At 65.3% G+C, this 14,985-nt stretch carries 15 protein-coding genes; 11 read left to right on the top strand and 4 right to left on the bottom strand.

The features are described 5' to 3' along the window. Window positions 1-9 precede the first annotated feature (9 nt). From proC to G473_RS27450, 3 genes are all read right to left on the bottom strand, one after another. On the bottom strand, window positions 10-816 hold the full coding sequence (proC, locus tag G473_RS0117050) for a pyrroline-5-carboxylate reductase (RefSeq protein WP_029014105.1): 807 nt from the start codon (window positions 814-816) through the stop codon (window positions 10-12). A 49-nt stretch (window positions 817-865) separates the two neighbouring features. Next, window positions 866-1,369 (bottom strand): type III secretion system chaperone family protein, encoded by a 504-nt coding sequence (locus tag G473_RS0117045; RefSeq protein WP_029014104.1) that lies wholly within the window; start codon window positions 1,367-1,369, stop codon window positions 866-868. A 247-nt stretch (window positions 1,370-1,616) separates the two neighbouring features. Beyond that, window positions 1,617-1,919 carry an accessory factor UbiK family protein gene (locus tag G473_RS27450; RefSeq protein WP_035707578.1) on the bottom strand — a complete coding sequence of 101 codons (303 nt, stop codon included), beginning with the start codon at window positions 1,917-1,919 and terminating at the stop codon, window positions 1,617-1,619. A 178-nt stretch (window positions 1,920-2,097) separates the two neighbouring features. On the opposite strand from G473_RS27450, the gene lgt reads away from it, so the two are divergent. The 11 genes from lgt (at window position 2,098) to G473_RS0116985 (ending at window position 14,286) form a co-directional block, all read left to right on the top strand. Next, a complete protein-coding gene (lgt, locus tag G473_RS0117035) occupies window positions 2,098-2,934 on the top strand; it encodes a prolipoprotein diacylglyceryl transferase (protein WP_029014103.1) in 837 nt (278 codons plus the stop codon). Further along, window positions 2,931-4,037 (top strand): class I SAM-dependent methyltransferase, encoded by a 1,107-nt coding sequence (locus G473_RS0117030; RefSeq protein WP_029014102.1) that lies wholly within the window; start codon window positions 2,931-2,933, stop codon window positions 4,035-4,037. Before lgt ends, G473_RS0117030 begins: the two co-directional genes overlap by 4 nt. Beyond that, window positions 4,034-4,798 (top strand): peptidoglycan editing factor PgeF, encoded by a 765-nt coding sequence (gene pgeF, locus G473_RS0117025; RefSeq protein WP_029014101.1) that lies wholly within the window; start codon window positions 4,034-4,036, stop codon window positions 4,796-4,798. Before G473_RS0117030 ends, pgeF begins: the two co-directional genes overlap by 4 nt. Window positions 4,799-5,002: 204 nt before the next feature. Next, on the top strand, window positions 5,003-6,655 hold the full coding sequence (gene fliF / locus G473_RS0117020; protein WP_029014100.1) for a flagellar basal-body MS-ring/collar protein FliF: 1,653 nt from the start codon (window positions 5,003-5,005) through the stop codon (window positions 6,653-6,655). Between the two features lie 11 nt (window positions 6,656-6,666). After that, window positions 6,667-7,374, top strand: coding sequence for a FliH/SctL family protein (locus G473_RS27445; protein ID WP_035707575.1), 708 nt, complete (start codon window positions 6,667-6,669; stop codon window positions 7,372-7,374). Between the two features lie 39 nt (window positions 7,375-7,413). Continuing rightward, complete coding sequence (fliN, locus tag G473_RS0117010) at window positions 7,414-7,740, top strand: flagellar motor switch protein FliN (RefSeq protein ID WP_029014099.1); 327 nt, start codon at window positions 7,414-7,416, stop codon at window positions 7,738-7,740. A gap of 10 nt (window positions 7,741-7,750) precedes the next feature. Then, window positions 7,751-8,632 (top strand): motility protein A, encoded by an 882-nt coding sequence (locus tag G473_RS0117005; protein WP_245580086.1) that lies wholly within the window; start codon window positions 7,751-7,753, stop codon window positions 8,630-8,632. A 69-nt stretch (window positions 8,633-8,701) separates the two neighbouring features. Continuing rightward, window positions 8,702-10,186 carry a sigma-54-dependent transcriptional regulator gene (locus tag G473_RS0117000; RefSeq protein ID WP_029014097.1) on the top strand — a complete coding sequence of 495 codons (1,485 nt, stop codon included), beginning with the start codon at window positions 8,702-8,704 and terminating at the stop codon, window positions 10,184-10,186. Window positions 10,187-10,287: 101 nt separating this feature from the next. After that, window positions 10,288-12,408, top strand: a complete 2,121-nt coding sequence (gene flhA / locus G473_RS0116995; RefSeq protein WP_029014096.1) for a flagellar biosynthesis protein FlhA — start codon at window positions 10,288-10,290, stop codon at window positions 12,406-12,408. Window positions 12,409-12,490: 82 nt separating this feature from the next. After that, window positions 12,491-13,498, top strand: a complete 1,008-nt coding sequence (locus G473_RS0116990) for a flagellar biosynthesis protein FlhF (protein ID WP_029014095.1) — start codon at window positions 12,491-12,493, stop codon at window positions 13,496-13,498. Beyond that, a complete protein-coding gene (locus G473_RS0116985) occupies window positions 13,495-14,286 on the top strand; it encodes a MinD/ParA family protein (protein WP_029014094.1) in 792 nt (263 codons plus the stop codon). The genes G473_RS0116990 and G473_RS0116985 overlap by 4 nt, the downstream gene beginning before the upstream one ends. On the opposite strand, the gene G473_RS31230 is transcribed toward G473_RS0116985, so the two are convergent. Beyond that, window positions 14,273-14,985 (bottom strand): hypothetical protein (locus G473_RS31230; RefSeq protein ID WP_210163342.1); only part of this gene is annotated, 713 nt, incomplete at its 5' end. The two genes, G473_RS0116985 and G473_RS31230, sit on opposite strands and share 14 nt — an antisense overlap.

The raw sequence follows: 14,985 nt of genomic DNA, 5'->3' as shown, positions 1-14,985 counted from the left end.
TATTCCCCGTCAACCGGCCAGTTCGCGGGAGCGGTTGGTACCCGCCGCCACCGCACGGCGCAGCAGGTCGGCCATGCCAGCCGGCCCTTCCGCCATCAACACATCCAGGGCCGCCTGTGTGGTGCCCTTGGGGCTGGTGACATTGCGGCGAAGCTGCTCAGCCGATTCATGGCTCTGGCGCAGCAATTCACCCGACCCCATCACAGTGGCGCGGGCCAGACGCATGGCGAGATCGGCCGGCAATCCCGCCTGCTCTCCCGCCCGCGCCAGCGTTTCCACCAGCAGGAACACATAGGCGGGGCCGGACCCGGACACAGCGGTCACGGCATCCAGCAGCCCTTCCTCTTCCACCCAGGCGACCTCACCCACGGCGGACAGAAGCTGCTGCGCCAGGGTACGGCCCGCCTGATCGACACGGCCATTCGCCACCAGGGCGCTGATCCCCCGGCCAACGGCGGCCGGCGTGTTGGGCATAGCCCGCACGATCCGCGCAGACGCGCCCAGATGCTTTTCGAAATAAGCCAGCGTCTTGCCGGCGGCGATGGAGAGATAGAGCGCGCGGTCGGCGAAGCGGGCATAGGCGGGCAGCGCCTCGTCCATCATCTGCGGCTTAACGGCCAGAATGATGGCATCGGGCTGGAAATCAGCGGGGATTTCATCGGCGCTGGCGACAACTTGCACATCGGCCGGCAGGCCCTTGGGCGCACCGAACGGCTCCACCACGACAAGGCGGGTGGCGGGGTCGGCCTGTTTCCAGCCCGCCAGCATGGCACTGCCCATCTTCCCACAGCCGACCAACAGCAATGTCGCGCTCACGTTCGTCTCCCTTCCCAAATTGATTGAACCGGCCCTGGCCGTTGCGGCCTCAGGCCTCCCCGACCGTATCCAGGATGGCGGCTGCCACCGCTTCCTCGGCTGTTTTGCCGCCCCAGATCACAAACTGGAAGGCGGGATAGAAACGCTCACATTCTGACAGGGCGATGTCCACCAGATCTTCCAACTGTTCCGCACTGGCGGCACGCGCGCCGCGCAGCAAGGTGGTCTGGCGGAACATCGGCGTCCCCTGCTCCAGGCAGACATCAAAATGGCCCAGCCAGAGCTTGGGGTTGATCTCTCCCAGCAGTTCGGACACGGCGGTGCGGCGCGGGCCCGGCACCTTCATGTCGAACTGGCAGGAGAACTGCATCGCGCTCACCTCGTCCTGCCACATGAAGAACAGCCGGTAGGCGCACCAGCGCCCGCCGATCTCCACCACCATTTCCTCTTCACTTACGCGGTCGAACGCCCATTCATTGGCGACCACAATCTCTTCCAGCATATCCAGCGGATTATGCGTGGCGGCGCCATTCTCTGTGCTCACGGCCGTCATCTCAACTCTCCTCGTCCCCAACCGGCGCCCTGGTTCCCCAAAGACTGCCGGTCAACCACCCCCCGGATTTTAATCCAGATGTTGTGGCATTTGGTGGGCGAACCCCCAGAAATACGGTGCCAGTACCATATGGAACTGGCAAGCCGGCCTTCCGGCGGATGCCCGACCCGATCAAAACAACTTTCACTGACGGCTTACGGCCACAGGAAAATATCAAGGCCGCCTTCAAGGCGTTCTGAACAGGCGGTCAGGTCTTGGCCTGACCCGCCGTCAATTCGGCGACCAGCGCTTCCAGCTTGGCCACCCGTTCCTCCAGCGGGGAGGATGCTGCCAGCTTTTCCTCCAGCACTTCCTGGCGCGCGCGCGCTTCGGCGGCGGACGCCTTGACGGCCTCGAACTCCTCGCGGGAGACGACATCCATCTGCGACAGGATGCGCTCGAACTGCTGGCGGAACTGCGCCTCCACCTCGCCACGGATGCCCGACAGCGCGCCGGCGGCGCCGCTGGCGATCCGGGCCAGGTCGTCCAACAGCTTGTTCTCGATCTGCATGGGTCGATATCCCTGGATTAAAGTGGCCGGCATTATGGGGATGGGCATGGGGCCTGTCCATTGCGTTGGCGGGTAGGTCAGGGTTGGGCCGGTGGCTTGCCGCACCGGTTCCAGGGGCCTATAAGGCGGGTGGGCTGTTTGCCGCCCGCACCCTTGTATGTAAGCGAAGACAGACCCGATGCTGCTGGCCATTCCCTTTCCCGCCTTCGACCCCGTGGCGCTGTCGCTGGGGCCGATATCGATAAAATGGTACGGGCTGGCCTATGCAGTCGGCATCGGTTTTGCGCTCTGGTACACGATGCGGCTGGCCCGCAATACCGGCACGCGCCCGACTCCGGACGATCTGTCCGACTTCCTGATCTGGGCGGCGGCCGGCATCCTGGTCGGCGGACGGCTGGGCAGCGTGCTCTTCTATAATCTGGATGCCTATCTGGCCGATCCGCTGGAAATTTTCCGTGTCTGGCATGGCGGCATGTCCTTCCATGGCGGGCTGACGGGCGTGATCGTCGCCATCATCGCCTTCTCCTTGCGGCGGGGTTTCTCCCCCTTTGCGCTGGGCGATCTGGTGGCCTGTGCCGCCCCGGTCGGGCTGCTGCTGGGGCGGCTGGCCAATTTCGTGAACGGGGAATTGTGGGGCCGGCCCACCGATGTGCCCTGGGCCATGATCTTCCCCACCGGCGGCGATATTCCGCGCCATCCCAGCCAGCTTTATCAGGCAGGGATGGAAGGGCTGATCCTGTTTGCCATCCTGTTCTTCCTGGCGCGCAGCCCGACGGTCCGCGCCCGTACCGGCACCCTGTCGGGTTGTTTCCTGATCGGCTATGCCATCGCCCGCATCATCGGAGAACTGTTCCGCCAGCCCGACGCGCAACTGGGCTTCCTGATGTTCGGCACCACGATGGGCCAGCTTCTGTCCCTGCCGATGCTGGCCGCGGGCCTGTGGATGGTGTGGCGCGCCCCCTTCGGCACACCCGTGGCGGCCCCGGTTGAAGGTGCCGACGGCAAGAAGGCATGACGGGCGCGCTGGAATCGCTGCTGGTCCGCCGTATCGCCTTGGGCGGCCCGATCAGTGTCGCCACCTTCATGGCTGATGCTTTGGGCCATCCGGACCATGGCTATTATATTACCCGCGACCCGCTCGGCCGGACCGGGGACTTCACCACCGCGCCGGAAATCAGCCAGATGTTCGGGGAAATGGTGGGCATCTGGCTGGCCGATTGCTGGCTGCGTCTGGGCGCCCCCAGCCCCTTCACCCTGGTGGAGCTAGGGCCGGGACGCGGCACATTAATGGCCGACGCCCTGCGCGCCACGGCCCGCGTGCCGGGCTTCCATGCGGCATTACGGCTGGCGCTGGTGGAAACCAGTCCTGCCCTGCGCCAGCGGCAGGCCGCGGCCCTGCATGGCTTTTCCCCTAACTGGTACGACCGGCTGGGGGATGTGCCGGACGGGCCGATGCTGCTGGTCGCCAACGAGTTTTTTGATGCCCTGCCCATCCGCCAGTTTATCCGCCTGCCGCGCGGCTGGGGGGAACGGATGGTGGGTCTGGACGATAGCGGCAAACTCACCTTCACCGTGGCGCCGGGCGGTGTCGGCCTGCTGGACCCCAGCCTTTATGATCCACGTATCGCGCCGGGGGCCGTGGCGGAACTCTGTCCCGTGGGGATCGGCATTGCGGGTGAAATCGGCGCGCGGCTGGCAGCCCATCCAGGCGCAGCCCTTATCATTGATTACGGCTATTGCGGCCCGGCCATCGGCGACACGCTGCAGGCCCTGCGGGCACACAAGCCAGTGCCGGTGCTGGATGGCCCTGGCACCGCCGACCTGACCGCCCATGTCGATTTCACTGCCCTGGGCCGGGCGGCGACGGAAGCGGGGGGCCGCTGCCACCCGGCGGCGGGTGGGGCCGTCAACCAGGGTGACCTGCTGACGGCCCTGGGCATCGCCGCCCGCGCCACAGCACTGAAAGCCCGCGCGACGCCGAAACAGGCCGCCGATATTGAGACTGCCCTGGCCCGGCTGACCGCCCCGGACCAGATGGGCACCCTGTTCAAAGCCATCGCCCTGACCAGCCCCGGCCTGGATGCACCGGCAGGGTTCGCCCCGCGAGAGACGCCATGATCACCCTGCCCACCCTTGCCGGGCTTCCCGGCATCCGCCACGCCTTCCTGACCCGGGACGGCGGGGTTTCCACCGGGCTCTATGCCGGGCTTAATTGCGGCTATGGCTCCAAGGATGATCCCGCTGCCGTGCGGGAAAATCGTGCCCGCGCCGCACAGGCCATCGGCCAGACGCCGGAAAGCCTGATCACCGTGCACCAGGTCCATAGCCCCGATGTGGTAACGGTAAGGGAAAGCTGGACCCCGGCAGACGCACCGCGCGCCGATGCCATGGTCACCGACCGGCCGGGCATCACGCTGGGTATCCTGACGGCTGACTGTGTGCCGGTGCTGTTCTGCGATCCCGATGCGCGGATCATCGGCGCCGCCCATGCCGGGTGGAAGGGTGCGGTGGGCGGCGTGCTGGATGCCACCATCGCCGCCATGGTCGATCTGGGCGCCGATCCTGCCCGCATCCGCGCCGGTGTCGGCCCGCATATCGCCTGGGACAGCTACGAGGTCGGGCCGGAATTCCGCGCCCTGTTCCTGGATCGCGACTCAGCCCATGCGGCACTGTTCAAGCCGTCAGCGCGCGAAAAGCACTGGATGTTCGATCTGGGCCGCTATGTGACCAACCGGCTGCGCGCCGCCGGCATCGGGCAGATCAGCCATGCCGGACTGGATACGGTGACGCGGGAGAGTGAATTCTTCAGCTATCGCCGCGCCACCTTGCGCGGGGAGCCTGATTACGGTCGCTTCCTGTCCGTGATCGCGCTGACCTGATCTGGCGAAATGCAAAGCCGTTTGCAGAAACCGCCCTTTTTGCCCTTTCGCGTTCCAGAAATGCCACAGTTGCACAAAATCAGGCAAAATTTGCCCACTTGATTAACCACAACTTCATGTCTGTGCGGCAATCTTCCTCGAATTCCGGCCTAATCCCTTGTAGAATCTTAGTGACCGGCCTTGCCTGACAGGAGCGCTGTTCCCGTGGAGTCGTTTCTGCAAACCTTGCGTGGCCTCGGCACCGCCCGGCTGGCCGGGATCGGGGTGGCCGTGCTGGTCACCATTGGCGCCATCATCTTCTTCGCCGGGCAATGGTCGTCGCCGACCATGTCGCTGCTTTACAGCGACCTGTCGCCATCCGATGGCGGCGCCATCATCCAGCAATTGGAACAGCAGCAGATCCCCTATAAGGCCAGCCCCGACGGCACCCGGATTGAAGTGCCGGCCGATCAGGTGGGCCGCCTGCGCATGACGCTCGCCCAGCAGGGCATCCCCACCGGGGGCAATGTCGGCAACGAGATTTTCAACCAGCCGGAAGGGCTGGGCACCACCGCCTTCATGCAGAATGTGCAGCAGCTCCGCGCCAAGGAGGGGGAGCTGGTGCGCTCCATCCAGACCCTGCAGCCGGTGATGACCGCGCGCGTGCATCTGGTGCTGGCCAAGCGTGAACTGTTCAGCCGTCAGGCCCAGACCCCGACCGCCAGTGTGCTGTTGAAGCTGCGTCCTGGCACCCAATTATCCCGTGAACAGGTGCTGGCGATCCAGACCCTGGTTGCCGCCGCCGTGCCGCAGATGGAAGCGGGCAATGTTTCCATCATCGACGACAAGGGCGCGCTGCTGTCCCGCGGGATGGGCGCCAACACGCCGGAAGGGCTGGCCGCCTCGGCAGAGGAACGGCGTCTGGCGCGGGAAGTGGAACTGACCAACACGGTGGAAGAACTGATCGGCCGTTCCGTTGGCCATGGCCATGTCCAGGCCCGTGTGTCGGTGGAAATGGATTTCGACCGCATCACCACCAACAGCGAAATCTACGATCCCGACAGCCAGGTGGCGCTGGGCACCCAATCGGTCAGCGAAACGTCAGAGTCGCAGAACCGCGACGGGGTGGACCCGGTCACCGTGGCCGCCAACCTGCCCAATGCCGATGGCGCCAACGCCGCCGGCGGCTCCTCCGAGAAGCGCAGCCGGTCGGAGGAAACAACCAATTTCGCCATCTCCAAGACCGTCAAGACGCATGAGCGCGAAAGCGGCCAGATCCGCCGCCTGTCGGTGGCCGTGCTGGTGGATGGCAATTACACCACCGCCGAAGATGGCACCCGCACCTATCAGCCCCGCAGCGAGGCGGAGCTGGCCCAGCTTCAGCGGCTGGTCTCTTCCGCCATCGGCAGCGATCCGTCGCGCGGCGATGTGGTGGAGGTGGTGAATATGCAGTTCGCGCGGCCGGATGATGATCTGGCCGGTGCCGATAACACCATCTTCGGCATGCCGCGCGAGGATGTGGTCCGCATCGCGGAAACGCTGATCCTGGCCATTGTCGCCATCCTGGCGATCCTGCTGGTGATCAAGCCGATGGTCACCCGCATGCTGGACCGGACGCCGCACCTGGATGAGGAGCCCGATCTTCTGTCCGACGGTTCGGGCGTGCCGCAGCTTGCCGGCCCCGGCGATGGCGCCCTGGCGCGCGAACTGGCGATGGAAGCCGCGCAGGCGAATGAAGAGCTGGAGCAGATGATCGACATCAACCGTGTCGATGGCCGTGTCCGCGCCTCCTCCCTGCGCAAGGTGGGCGAGATCGTGGAAAAGCATCCGGAAGAAGCCGTGTCCATCATCCGCAACTGGCTCTATCAGGAAAGCTGAGCGCCTGACCCATGGCCACCATTCAAAAATTCCTGTTCGAGGAGGATTTCGACGGGGGCGCCACGCCCACCATCGCCCCCCAGGAACCGGAACTCCCCCCGGAGCCGCCACCGCCGCCTCCCCCGCCGCCGCCGCCCACCTTCTCGGTGGAGCAGTTGCAGCAGCAGGTGCAAAAGGCGCGGGACGAAGCACGGGCCAGCGCCTTGGAAGAAGGCCGCGCCCAGGGCCGTCAGCAGGCGGAAACCGAGGCGCAACAGGCACTCACCCAGGCATTCCGCGCCGTGGAAGGTGCCCTGGGCGGGCTGGTGACGACGCAGAACCGGGAAACTGCATTGCGGCGGGAAAACACCAACCGTCTGGTCCTGGCCATCATGCGCAAATTATGGCCCGCTTTCGTCGCCCGGCATGGGCAGGCGGAGGTCGAGGAGGTGATCACCACCTTCCTGGAAGAACTGGCGGAGGAACCGCAACTGGTCTTCCGGGTGCATGAGCGCTGGTTTGCCGATCTGCGTGACCGTATCGCAGACATGGCGACCCATCACGGCTTTGCCGGTCAAGTATCGGTGATCGCCGATCCCAAACTGGGGGAAATGGATGTGCGGGCGGCCTGGGCTGCCGGCGGGGCAGAGCGTGATACCACTGCCTTGTGGAGCGATATTGAGCGGATCGCCGGTAATGTGCTGGCAGGTTTTCCCGGCGGGCCGGCGGATGCCCGATAATGATGACACGGCACTGAACGAGGAAGGACCAGACCCGGTATGAGCGGCAAGGATGAGATGGGCTTGAGCGATTTTGACGGCAATGGCCGCAATGGCGGTGAGCTGGAAACGCTGCCCGTCGTGAAGGATCTGGAATCGGTCTATGACATCCCGGTGCAGATTTCCGCCGTTCTGGGCAAGACCAACATGCAGGTCAGCACCCTGATGCGGCTGAACAAGGGCGCCGTGGTGGAACTGGACCGCAAGGTGGGCGAGGCCATCGACATCTATGTCAATAACCGCCTGGTCGCGCGTGGCGAGGTGGTGGTGGTGGAGGACCGGCTGGGCGTCACCATGACCGAAATCATCAAGACCGACCGGTCGTGAAGGGGCAGCCGTGAGCGACCGAAGCGCCAACCAACCTGCCGGCCGAGGCGAGGCCGAAACAGCGGCCCCGGCCACCGCCGGTGGCGGCGTGCGCAATCCGACCATGCCGCGCTTCTACCGGCGGCTGGATCTGGCGACGGTGCTGGGCCTGGGCGTGGGGCTGACGCTGGTGGTCGGCGCCCTGGCGCTGGGCGGGTCGGTCGGTGCCTTTTTCGATCTGCCATCCACCCTGATCGTGCTGGGCGGCACGGTCGCCATTACCGCCATTTCCTTCTCGCCCCCCGATCTGCGGGCGGCGTTGGGCGCCATTGGCCGGACAATGGTGGCCAATGCGCTGGATGTGCGGTCGGCGGCCAATGCCGCGCTGTCGCTGGCTGAACATGCCCGCCGGCACGGCGCCCTGTCCTTGCAGCCGCTGCTGCGCACCACGCGCGGCTGGCCGGTGATGCACCGGGCGGTGGAACTGATTGTCGATGGCTTGCCGGCCGACGATGCCGAGCGCATCCTGCGGACAGAGATTGACAGCAACATGGCGCGCGCCCGCATGGCCTCCGCCGTGCTCCGCCGCGCGGCGGAGGTGGCGCCAGCCATGGGCCTGATCGGCACGCTGGTCGGACTGGTGCAGATGCTGGGCAGCCTGTCCAACCCGTCGGCCATCGGCCCCGCCATGGCGGTGGCGCTGATCACCACTTTTTACGGGGCAATCCTGGGGTCGATGGTGCTGGCACCGCTGGCCGCCAAGATTGACCGCAATGCCGACCGGGACGCCTTGATCGATGGGTTGTTCCTGCTGGCCGCCGGGTCGGTGGCGCGGCAGGAAAATCCCCGGCGTCTGGAAATGCTGATCAACACGGTGCTGCCGCCCGATCTGCGGATCAGCAATTATGACTGAGTTTCTGGGAATGGTTATTCATGGGGTGGGCCGCCAGCGGCGGCCGGCCAAGGCGAGAGGGTAAGGGCGATGCGTCTTTTGATCGTGGGAACGCTGGAGGGCTATATCAGCGCCGCTGGCAAGATCGCGCTGCAGAAGGGTGCCAAGGTCGCCCATACCGACAGTATTGACGGGGCGATGAACGCGCTGCGCACCGGCCAGGGCGCCGATCTGGTGATGATCGACGTCAAGCTGGATGTCGGCATGCTGGTCGATCATCTGAAGAATGAAAGGTTCGCCGTGCCCGTGGTGGCCTGTGGCGTGGGCACCGACGCCCAGGCTGCCGTCCGCGCCATCCGCGCCGGGGCGAAGGAATATATCCCCCTGCCCCCGGATGCGAACCTGATCGCCGCCGTGCTGGAAGCGGTGGCGGAGGAAAGCCACGCCATCGTCAGCCGCGACCCCGCCATGGCCGCAACGCTGGCCATGGCCGACCAGATCGCCCCCTCCGACGCTTCCGTCCTGATCACGGGTGAAAGCGGCACGGGTAAGGAGCTGATGGCCCGCTATCTGCACCGCAAAAGCCGGCGGGCCAATGCGCCCTTCGTGTCGGTCAATTGCGCGGCCATCCCGGAAAACCTGCTGGAATCAGAGCTGTTCGGCCATGAGAAGGGCGCCTTCACCGGCGCCGTCGCCCGGCGCATCGGCAAGTTCGAGGAGGCCAATGGCGGCACCCTGCTGCTGGACGAAATCTCGGAAATGGACCTGCGCCTGCAGGCCAAGCTGCTGCGGGCCATTCAGGAACGGGTGATCGACCGGGTGGGCGGCAGCCAGCCGGTAAAGGTAGATATCCGCATCCTGGCCACCTCCAACCGCGACATGCTGTCGGAAGCCAAGGCCGGCCGGTTCCGTGAGGATTTGTATTTCCGACTGAACGTGGTCAGCCTGAACCTGCCGCCGTTGCGCGAACGGCCTGCGGACATCGCCCTGCTGTGCCGCCATTTCGCCACCAAATATTCCGAAGCCAATGGCCTGCCGCCCCGTACTGTGGGGCCGGATGCCATGACGATGCTGCAGGCCCATTACTGGCGCGGCAATGTGCGCGAGCTGGAAAACACCATGCACCGCGCCGTGCTTCTGTCGCGCGGAACGGAGATCGGTCCGGAAGCCATCCTGCTGACCGGGGCAGAGCCGAGCTATACCGCACCGCCAGCCGCCCCCGCCGTGGCCCCTGCCGCCGCGCGCGCTGCCGCCAGCTACGGCAATGCGGGGGGCTATGCCCCACCGCCCGCCTATCAGCCGCCGCCAACCCAGCCGGCCCCTGTTATCCCAACCATGCCCGGCATGGGCGGTGCGGATGGCGGCACACGCGGGCTGGTCGGTCGCACCGTGGCGGATGTGGAACGCGACCTGATCATCGATACGCTGAAACATACGCTGGGCAACCGGACGCATGCCGCCAATATCCTGGGCATCTCCATCCGCACCCTGCGCAACAAGCTGAAGGAATATAGCGAGGGCGGCGTTGCCGTACCGCCGCCAGCCAGTGGCGTGGATGCAGAGGCGATGGGCTGAAGCGGGGAGGCTTCTCCGCGAAAACCCTGGCGATGTTTTGACGGCCATACCGCCCCCGGCAAGGCTGGCTTAGTGGATTTGAAAGTACAGGCACGATCGGCATGACCGACCAGAAGGACCCCCAGTCCAACCTTGCATCGGGCAAAGACGCGCTGCGCCTGACCGTAGAAGCGGTCAAGCGCGGGGAGGTGGGATTTGCGCTGGCGATCCTGACCATCGTCGTCGTGCTGATCATTCCGCTGCCCACATTCCTGCTGGATATCGGCCTGACCATCTCCTTCGCTTTTTCCATCCTGATCCTGATGGTGGTTCTGTCGATCCAGAAGCCTCTGGAATTCAGCAGCTTCCCCACCATCCTGCTTGTCTCCACCATGTTGCGCCTGTCGCTCAACCTGGCTTCCACCCGCCTGATCCTGGGGGAAGGCCATAATGGCGCCAGTGCTGCCGGCCACGTCATCGAGACATTCGGCAATTTCATCATGGGGGGCAATTTCATCATCGGCGTCACGGTGTTCGGCATCCTGATGCTGGTGAATTTCTCCGTCATCACCAAGGGTTCGGGCCGTATCGCGGAAGTGGCAGCCCGCTTCACCCTGGACGCTATGCCCGGCAAGCAGATGGCGATTGACGCCGACCTGTCCTCCGGCCTGATTGATGAGGCAACAGCCCGGGCACGCCGCAAGGAACTGGAAGATGAAAGCCAGTTCTTCGGCTCCATGGATGGTGCGTCGAAATTTGTGCGCGGCGATGCCGTGGCCGGCCTTGTCATCACCTTCGTCAACATTATCGTCGGCATGATCATCGGTATCGGCCAGAAGGAAATGACCTTCGTCGAAGCCGGGCAGACCTATACGCTGCTGACGGTGGGCGATGGTCTTGTATCGCAGATCCCGGCCCTGCTGGTGTCGCTGGCCGCCGGTCTGATGGTGTCCAAGTCGGGTTCCACCGGCTCCACCGACAAGGCGGTGATCGGGCAGCTCACCTTCTATCCCACAGCACTGGGCCTGACGGCGGCGGTGGTGATGGCCGTGGGCCTGCTGCCCGGCATGCCGAAAATCTCCTTCGGGCTGCTGGCCATCGGGTTGGCGGCGGCCGCCTATTTCCTGCCCCGGTCCCGCCTGATGAAGGAGGCGCTGGAAGCCAAGCAGGAGGCCCAGGCCGCCGCCACCGCGCCGCCGCCGGTAGCAGACGAACCCATCGCCACTGCCCTGGCGATTGATCTGGTGCGCCTGGAATTGGGCTATGGCCTGCTGTCGCTGATCAATTCGGAGGCCGGGCACCGGCTGACCGACCAGATCAAAGGTCTACGCCGCCAGTTGGCCGGGGAAATCGGCATCATCATGCCGGCGGTGCGCATCCAGGATAATCTACAGCTCCCGCCCAATACCTATCTGATCCGGATCAAGGAGATTGAGGCGGGCCGGGGCGATGTGCGCCCCAACATGCTGCTCTGCATGGATCCGCGTGGGGACCGGATCGGCCTGCCGGGCGAGGCGACGACCGAGCCGACCTTTGGCCTGCCCGCCATGTGGATCGACATGGCCTATCGGGAAGAGGCCCTGTTCAAGGGCTACACGGTGGTGGACCCACCCACGGTGCTGACCACCCACCTGACCGAGATGATCAAGGACAATATGGCCGACCTGCTCTCCTATGCGGAGACGCAGAAGCTGCTGGACGAGATGGGCAAGGAACACCAGAAGCTGGTGGCCGATGTGGTGCCGGGCCAGATCAATATTGGCGGATTGCAGCGCGTGCTGCAGAACCTGCTGGGGGAACGGATTTCCGTGCGCGATCTGCCCACCATCCTGGAAGGGGTGGCGGAGGCGACCGCCTATACCCGCAACATGACCCAGATCACCGAACATGTGCGCGCCCGGCTGGCGCGGCAGATTTCCGACGCCAACACCAACGACCTGGGCTATATCCCTCTTGTCACCCTTTCGCCGGAATGGGAACAGGCCTTTGCCGAGAGTATCGTCGGCGATGGCGACGACCGTCAACTCACCATGGCGCCATCCCATCTCCAGCAATTCATCACTTCCGTGCGGCAGACCTTCGAGAAATTCGCCATGCAGGGGGAATCCCCGGTCCTGTTGACCTCTCCCGGCATCCGTCCCTTCGTTCGTTCGATCATCGAACGGTTCCGTCCCGCGACGGTGGTAATGTCACAAAACGAGATTCATCCAAAAGCGAAGATCAAGACTCTGGGCCAAATATGAGAGGGCCGCGTATAATGGGTAAAAGGGACACGCACCCGGCACCGGCAAGGGTGGCCAGGGCGGCCCGAAAGGCAGAGGCAGCATGAGGCTGAAATCGTTCCACGCGCCGACAATGCAGGACGCAATGCGCCTTGTTCGCGAGGTGCTGGGCGATGATGCCATCATCGTCGCCACCCGCGAGGAAGAAGGCGTCGGCGTCCGCGTGACTGCGGCGATTGAGGAGGATGAGGGCATGATGGCGGTACACCCCGCCATTGCCGCCCCCTCTCCGTCGCGCTTCAGTGAACCGGCCCCGCCCGATCCTGTCGATATCGTCTCCGAAGCACTGCTCCAGCATGGGGTGCCGGCGGAACTGAACCAGCGCATGATGGACAGTCTGGCCGATATTGATGCGCGCGATCCCGTCGCAGCGCTGGCGGCAGCCCTGGATCATCTTTTCACCTTCCAGCCGCTGCCCGATGGCCGGGCCGTGCGGCCCATCATGCTGGTGGGCCCGCCCGGTGGGGGGAAAACCTTGACCGTCGCGAAGCTCTGCGCCCGCTGCGCCCTGCAGAAACGTCCCGTCGGGGTCATTTCTACCGATACCATTCGTGCCGGGGGGATCGAACAGCTCCAGGCTTTCACCCGTGTGCTGAAGCTGCGGCTGATGACGGTGGAAGACCCGACCGCCTTGTCCGATGCGCTGGAAGTGGCGCGCGGCAGCGAGCAGGTGCTGGTCGACAGTGCCGGGCGCAACCCTTATAATATGAACGATATGAAAGATTTGCGCGATTTCATTGTCGCCGCAGACATCGAACCGGTGCTGGTGATGCCCGCCGGCCTGGATGCGGTGGAGGCGGTGGAGATGGCGCACGCCTTCCGCCAGATTGGCGCCCGCCGCATGCTGGTGACCCGCCTGGACATGGCGCGCCGCTATGGCAGCCTGCTGGCGGCTGCGCATGGGGCTGGCCTGGCTTTTGCAGATGCCAGCGCGACAACCAAGGTGGCCGATGGGTTAATCGCCCTGACACCGACGATTTTGGCCAGAATGATGATGCCTGACCAGCAAGCCGAGCAACGGCGCGCCAAACAGACGGGGACCCACGCATGAACGACCTTAACGCCATGGCCGTTCCGGGCAATGTCACACCGCTGCGCCAACGCAATATCCTGGCGGTCGCCAGCGGCAAAGGGGGGGTCGGCAAAACCTTCTTCTCCATCACGCTGACCCACGCGCTGACCAAGCTGGGTCGCAAGACCCTGCTGTTCGACGGCGATCTGGGCTTGGCCAACGTCGATATCCAGTTGGGCCTGATGCCCAAGCGCGATCTGGGGCAGGTGATCGACGGGGTGGTCACCCTGGCCGGCAGCACGACGCGCTATACCGATGGCGGGTTCGATATCATCGCCGGCCGGTCCGGATCGGGCAGTCTGGCAAACCTGCCGCCGGCACGGTTGAACCAGTTGCGCAACGACCTGACCGACATGGCGCGCAGCTATGACAATATCGTCATCGATCTGGGGGCCGGGGTGGACCGCAATGTCCGCACCTTCACCGCCCCCGCCGGCATCTGCCTGGTGGTGACGACGGACGAACCGACCAGCATCACCGACGCCTATGCCTTCCTGAAGCTGTCCTATCAGGCCAACCCCATGGCCGATCTGCGCGTTGTGGTGAACATGGCGCAGACGCGGAATGAAGGGGAGAAGACCTACGAGACGCTGCTGGCCGCCTGCCGCAAGTTCCTGGGCAAAAGCCCGCAACTGGCCGGCATCATCCGCCGCGACATGAAGGTGCGCGAAAGCATCAAGACCCAGACGCCGCTTCTGGTCCGCTCCCCCACCGCTGACGCGGCGCATGACATCATGGCCCTGGCCCAGCGCCTCACCAACGGCTAAGACGGCGCGGCCCGATGTCCGCGCCCCCGGCCCTGCCGCCATCGACCAGCCCTGCCACTGCCGTCCCCACCGGGTCGGTCGGGGGCGGGCAGCCTTTGATGCTGCTGGCAGAGGTGATGATCACCCGGATGCCGGAAAAGCTGGCCGCGCTGGCAAGGGCCGTAATGGTCAGTGGCACCGTGGTAGCGCAGAAGGATGGCAACGCCACCATCCGCACCGCTGCCGGTGATATCGAGGTTAAAACCAGCACCTCGTTGCCAACCGACAAGCCGGTAACCTTGCAAGTCCCCGCGCCCGCGCAGGGCGTGCCACCCCGCGCGGTGATCCTGGCGCCACCCGCGCCGCCGCCGGCACCGGCGCCCGCCGCCACCCCCGCCACGGCACCGACAGCACCGGCCCCCGCCTCGCCGCCATTGATCCAGCCGGGCGTAACCGTGCCGGCCATCGTGGTTGGCCCGTCCCCACCGCCCCCAGCGCCGGCGCCCACTCCTCCGGCGACACCGGGAACACCCGTGGCGCCGCCCCCGCCAGACGGCACGGCCCCCGCATCACCCGATCTGCCGGAAACACCGTTGCCTTCCCCATCGGCACAGCCGCCCCGGACACCGACACCGACACCGACACCGACACCGACACCGACACCGACACCGACACCGACACCGACACCGACACCGACACCGACACCGACACCGACACCGA

Origin of the sequence: Niveispirillum irakense DSM 11586 (genome assembly GCF_000429645.1) — a bacterium.
Classification (GTDB): Bacteria; Pseudomonadota; Alphaproteobacteria; order Azospirillales; family Azospirillaceae; genus Niveispirillum; species Niveispirillum irakense.
Note: the sequence above shows the minus strand (reverse complement) of the source record. Positions and strands in the feature narration are given on the sequence as shown.